General features: G+C 30.8%; 4 protein-coding genes. All 4 read right to left on the minus strand.

The window, feature by feature from the left end:
* A partial coding sequence (locus WBG30_RS06630) for an NAD-dependent epimerase/dehydratase family protein (protein ID WP_424503856.1) occupies nt 1-536 on the minus strand: 536 nt, incomplete at its 3' end.
* Between the two features lie 256 nt (nt 537-792).
* A complete protein-coding gene (locus WBG30_RS06635; protein WP_424503857.1) occupies nt 793-1,464 on the minus strand; it encodes a sugar transferase in 672 nt (223 codons plus the stop codon).
* 542 nt (nt 1,465-2,006) lie between these two features.
* Nucleotides 2,007-3,941, minus strand: coding sequence for a polysaccharide biosynthesis protein (locus tag WBG30_RS06640; protein WP_424503858.1), 1,935 nt, complete (start codon nt 3,939-3,941; stop codon nt 2,007-2,009).
* A 623-nt stretch (nt 3,942-4,564) separates the two neighbouring features.
* Nucleotides 4,565-5,689, minus strand: a 1,125-nt coding sequence (locus WBG30_RS06645) for an ABC transporter permease (RefSeq protein WP_424503859.1), incomplete at its 5' end; no start/stop codon positions are given.

A 5,689-nucleotide genomic window follows, 5' to 3' on the forward strand; every position in this document is an offset into this window, starting at 1 on the left:
TTTACAAGATTAATCATATTTCCTTTTACCCCTGTACCATATATCATTGGAGGCCTTATGATTGCCACTTCAAATTCTTTCTCTTGCTTGTTGAGCGAAGCCGAAACATTACTTTCTAATTTTCTCAAAATCTCTTCTGCTTCATATTTACTTTGTCCATAGGGGTCATTTGGTTTACACTCTGAGTTAATATCTAAAATAAAATTATGATTATTCAGGTCCCCGTCATATCCATAGACCTTAACTGTTGAATAAAACACAAAATGTCTTACACCATTTTTTTTAGCACTTATTGCTAATTTTTTAGTTAGATCTCTATTGATCTCAAAATACTTTTCCTCTGGTGCACCCTTCATCTGATGAACCAGAGCAGCTAGATGAAGTATACAATCTACACCTTTAAAGTCTATCTCTTCTACCTTAGTAGTTCGTAGACTTATAGGGACAATATCATATCGGTTACTATATTTTCCAATAAAGTTTCTCCCTACAAACCCACTGGCTCCCGTAACTATAATTTTTTTCTTTTTCTCCATGATAAACTCCTCGACGCAGACTAAATATTTTTTATAGATTTAAAAGTTTGAAGTTTATAGTCGTCCAACTTCAGCAGTACTGTTTCTACAATGACGATCGTGACTTACTTTACTAAGACAATTATAAACTTCTTGAATTTTTTCGTTAGTTTTTCTTTCAAGAAAAAAAGTAACCTCAGTTAAGGATGAGTATCCTTAGAACTTCTTAGTGCTATTCGTGACTAGTTTTTAAATTTTCTTTTTATTTACGTCAAAATTAATAACTCTTCGTAGCTTCTACTAGCTCAAGGTGTTCCCCTAATAACTTTTCATCCTTCACTACTTGCTTATTCTCTATCTTTTTTAATATCTTTAGTACCGTAGCTATTATAAGCCACATATCATAGAAAAAACTTTTATTCTTTATATAATAATGGTTTAATTTTATCTTATAAGGTCTAATCTGTTCCATATAAAATCTCTCTGGATCTTCTACCTGATCCATCAGATATTCTTCATCTGAAAAAACTATACTTGCTGTAGATGATATCCCGCTCCTTACACAAAATATTTCTTTTTCCCATTCAGTATAGCTGGATAGTCTTCTAGGCAGTTCTGCTCTAGGACCTATGATTGCCATATCACCATTCAATACGTTAAATAACTGTGGTAATTCATCTAATTTAGTCTTTCTGATAAATTTTCCAACTTTGGTAATAGCATTAGAGCCACCCTTTACCTGAACTCCTACACCATCTTTATCAAAATCCGTTCTCATACTCCTAAACTTATATATATCAAATTCCCTTATTCCCATAGTTAATCTTTTTTGTTTAAATAATACCGGACCTTTGGATTCTAATTTTATAGCAATAGCTACAATCAACATCAAAGGCCAAAATATTAATATAGCTATCAGACTAGCCACAAAATCAAATATTCTTGTCATAACTTTCTCCTATTTCAAATTTTTCATAAATCAACAATTTTTTTCTTTTTACCGCGAATTACGCTAATGTACGCTAATTAAAACATTTCAACACAGAGGCGCAGAGATTCAGAACTCTCTGAGATTCACAGAGTTAAATCTTTTTTTTATCTTTTCTTGGTTAGAACCCTATCTATACTCTGTTCTCTATTTCTCCTCAGTGTATCTCTATGTCCATTTTTTTCTTTTTTCTTTAGATTTTAAAATCGAAGTTTATAGTCGTCCAACTTCAGCAGTACTGTTTCTACAATGACAATCGTGTATTACTTATTAAGACCTTTATAAATCTTCTTGATTTTCTTTGGTTCGTTTCTTGTATCAAGACAAGTAAATGAACCCGTATTAAAGAGGGACTCTTTAGAACTTTCTTCACCCTTCCTTTTTAGCGTTTCCCTCAATAGGGAAACTAAAGTAGTAGTAGGTGTAAGAAAAAGATTATTTCATAATCTTTTTCTTACCTGTTTTTTTAAATCTTTTATTGAAATAAACAAAGATATTTCTCTTTAACTAAGAACCAAGTTCTTTTCTTTCATCCTCTTCTCCTTATCCAGGAGAGGAGTTAGAGGTGAGGTCGAAGGAGAGGATTTCACCATCCTATTCACTTCTTCTGGCTCTTTAAAGGTAACTACCATCTCTTTCATAATACCCTTCAACTCAGAATATTTATGTTCCTTTAGTTTTTCTTTTAATTTATTCAAGGAAACTTCATAATCTACAGCACTTTGATCTCTTAGTTTTACTATGAATATTTTTTTATTTTCCGTTTTTTCTGCATCATTTATATCATAGAGTAGTTCTTCATAGAGTTTTTCCCCAGGTCGAAGTCCTGTTATCTCTATCTCTATATCTTCCCCTAATATAAGGCCTGATAATTTTATTAGATTTTTAGCTAAATCCATTATTTTTACAGGTTTTCCCATATCTAATACAAATACTTCTCCACCACGACTCATAGTTCCTGCTTCTATTACTAAACTTGCTGCTTCTGGTATAGTCATAAAGTATCTTGTAATCTCAGGGTGAGTTAGAGTTATGTTTCTTCCTTCCTCTATCAACTTTTTAAATAATGGGATTACACTTCCCTCACTGCCTAATACATTTCCGAATCTAGTTGCCATATATTTTGTTTTACTCACTCTATTTTTATCTTCTACCAAGATCTCAGCCGCTCTTTTTGTAGCACCCATTATATTAGTTGGATTTACAGCTTTATCTGTAGATACCAGGATAAATCTTTCTACCTCATATTTATCTGATAGGTCTATTATATTTTTAGTTCCAAATATATTATTTTTTATAGCTTCTTCTGGGTTATGTTCCATGAGAGGTACATGTTTATGTGCTGCTGCATGAAATACCATATCTGGCCTGTATTTTTCAAATAAAAACTCCATTTTTTCCTTTTCCCTTATATTCCCTATCTCACTAATAATATTTAGATTAGGATATTTTCTTCTTAGTTCGAGTTCCAAGAAATATATAGTATTTTCATTTACATCTATATTTACTATTTTTTTAGGATTATATTTAGCCAGCTGTCGTGATAATTCCGATCCGATAGATCCTGCTCCTCCAGTGATAAATATTACTTTATTTTCTATCCCACGAGCTATATTGGCACTGTTTACAGTTATTATATCTCTACCTAGTAGATCCTCTACCTTTACATCTCTTATCTGTTTTATAAATGAACTTCCTTCTAGAATTTCATCATAACTAGGTAATACTTTTATTAAGACATTTTCTGTATCTACTAATTTATATAGTTCTTTTATATCACTTCCCTTCATAGAAGGAATAGCTATTATAATTTCATATATATTATATTTTTCTATCAACCTAGGAATATCATATCTAGTTCCTAACACCCTTTTTGTATGAAGCATCATATCTTTTTTTCTAGGATCATCATCTATCATTCCCACTATCTCTAGCTTAAAACCGGGATTTTTAATACTTTCCCGAAGTAAGGCTTCCCCTGCTTCTCCTGCACCAATCATCAAAGCTCTTTTTTTATCTTTCATACATCCTTTATTTTTTCTGATTCCCTCCAAGGTTCTTCTTAGCCTAAATGTGAACCTTCCAATGAGTAATAAAGAGATTTCAAACACTATGAAAAGTGCAAACATACTTATAGGGAATTTTCTTAAAGAAAATATAACCACTCCCAAGGCATGGATCATATTTGAAAAGATTACTACACAAATAATATTAAATACATCCAATGAATCTGTATATCTCCAACTTTTTTTATTTATTTTTAGGAAAAAATTTAAAATAATATAAATAATCAAAAATTGTACAACATATCTTGTCCTAAAATATTTTGACCATTCCCCTTCAAACCTTATCATAAAAGAAAATATAAAAGCCGAACTAAGTAACAGTATATCCAAATATATTTTTATTCTATTTCTTCTCCTAGCATCCGATAACATAATTTTAACTCCCCTAAAAATACTCCCCAGTATATTTATTATTTCTTTTAATTATAAGCGGTAATATAAACTGCCTTCTCTCTGATCTTTTGTTTTAAACCTTTAGAACCTTCTTTTTGTCACTATTTATACATACAAAATCATTAAAAAATCTATTATTATACTACATAAGTTTTTTCTTTTCTCTTGTGAAAATTTAATTATCTTTTCACAACCAATAAATTAAAATATTTATTTTTCTTTTATTATTTGTCATAAAAACATGTTGATTCCTATAGTATAATAGCATATATTTAATTAATATTTAAGATTATTTTTAATTTAAATCAAGTGAAAATCACTTTTTTGATTTTTATAAAAAAAAAACAGGAATCCCCTATTTTTTTCATATATATATTCACAAATTTATAATATCTTAGTATCCGCTATCATTAGAGTCTCTTCCGTGTATCGTTGTCTGGGCTCAGTGGAAGACAACATCCGCGTTCTATTTCTTCGTGTTCATTCGTTAGACATTTAAATCTTTTTGTTTAAACAATAAAGAGATTTAATACTCGTCTATCTTCATGACTAATTCTTCTCTTTTCATTGTCAATTATACATTTTCAATTTTCAACTATTTTCTAAATCTTCATTGCCTCTACAGGTTCTAACTTGGCTGCTTTATATGCTGGGAGACTCCCGAAAACTATCCCCATTACTACTGAAGTAAAAAATACCATCAGTATTTGGTCTACATAGTAGATAGATGGAATTCCTATTATTTTCCCCACTATATAGGCTCCTCCACATCCAAAAATAATCCCTATTCCTCCTCCTACAGTCGAAAGAACTGCCGATTCCAATAAAAATATTTTCAGTATATTTGTTTCACTCATTCCCATGGTACGTAGGATTCCTATACTAGGAGTCATCTCTCTCACTGAATTTAATAATAGATTACTTACTCCTAATCCACCCATTACAAGGGCCACTATCCCAACTGCTCCTAAAAATATATTTATCATATCTTTTATCTTTTCAATTTTTTGATATCTAGCATTTCCCTCTAGGATGGTATATTTATTTTTATAATTTTTTCTAGATAATATCTGGATTACATAATTTGTAGTGTCTTCTATATCTTCTTTATCCTTGTAGGTAACTACCACTGTATTGATGGCTCTACCATTTTCTAGATTAATGTATTCATCTATATCCATGTATATAGATCCTATTCCCAAAGTATTTCCTAGATCTTCCCTATACACTCCTATTACTCTTAGTTCCACAGGTTTCCCTGTACTTAGATTTATTTGAAAGGTCTCCCCTACTACATGGGATGTTTTAAATATTTTTTTAGCAGTTTTGTCACCTATCAACACTTGCCTGTCTCTAATATTATCACTACCTTCAATCTCTAGTTCTTTACCTTTCATGGCAGATTTTGTATATCCTTCTATCTTTATCTTATTCACTTCATCACAACTAACTGTTGTATTCATCTCAGGAGAAAATACATAGTCCACTATAGGCATATTTTCTATTAATTTTATATCCTCTAGGTCATATCCACTATTACTTCCTATCAATACTCTATTTTCTGCTATACTAGCTAGGTTCTTTTTTACTGCTGCTTCTCCCCCACTGGATATAGCAAAAATCCCCATAATGGAGGCTACTCCTATTATTATTCCCATAAGAGGTACCGCACTACGGAGTTTATTTCCCATAATAATTTTCTTTACCATCCAAAAAACCATTTTTTT

Origin of the sequence: Psychrilyobacter sp., from assembly GCF_049671765.1 — a bacterium.
Classification (GTDB): domain Bacteria; phylum Fusobacteriota; class Fusobacteriia; order Fusobacteriales; family Fusobacteriaceae; genus Psychrilyobacter.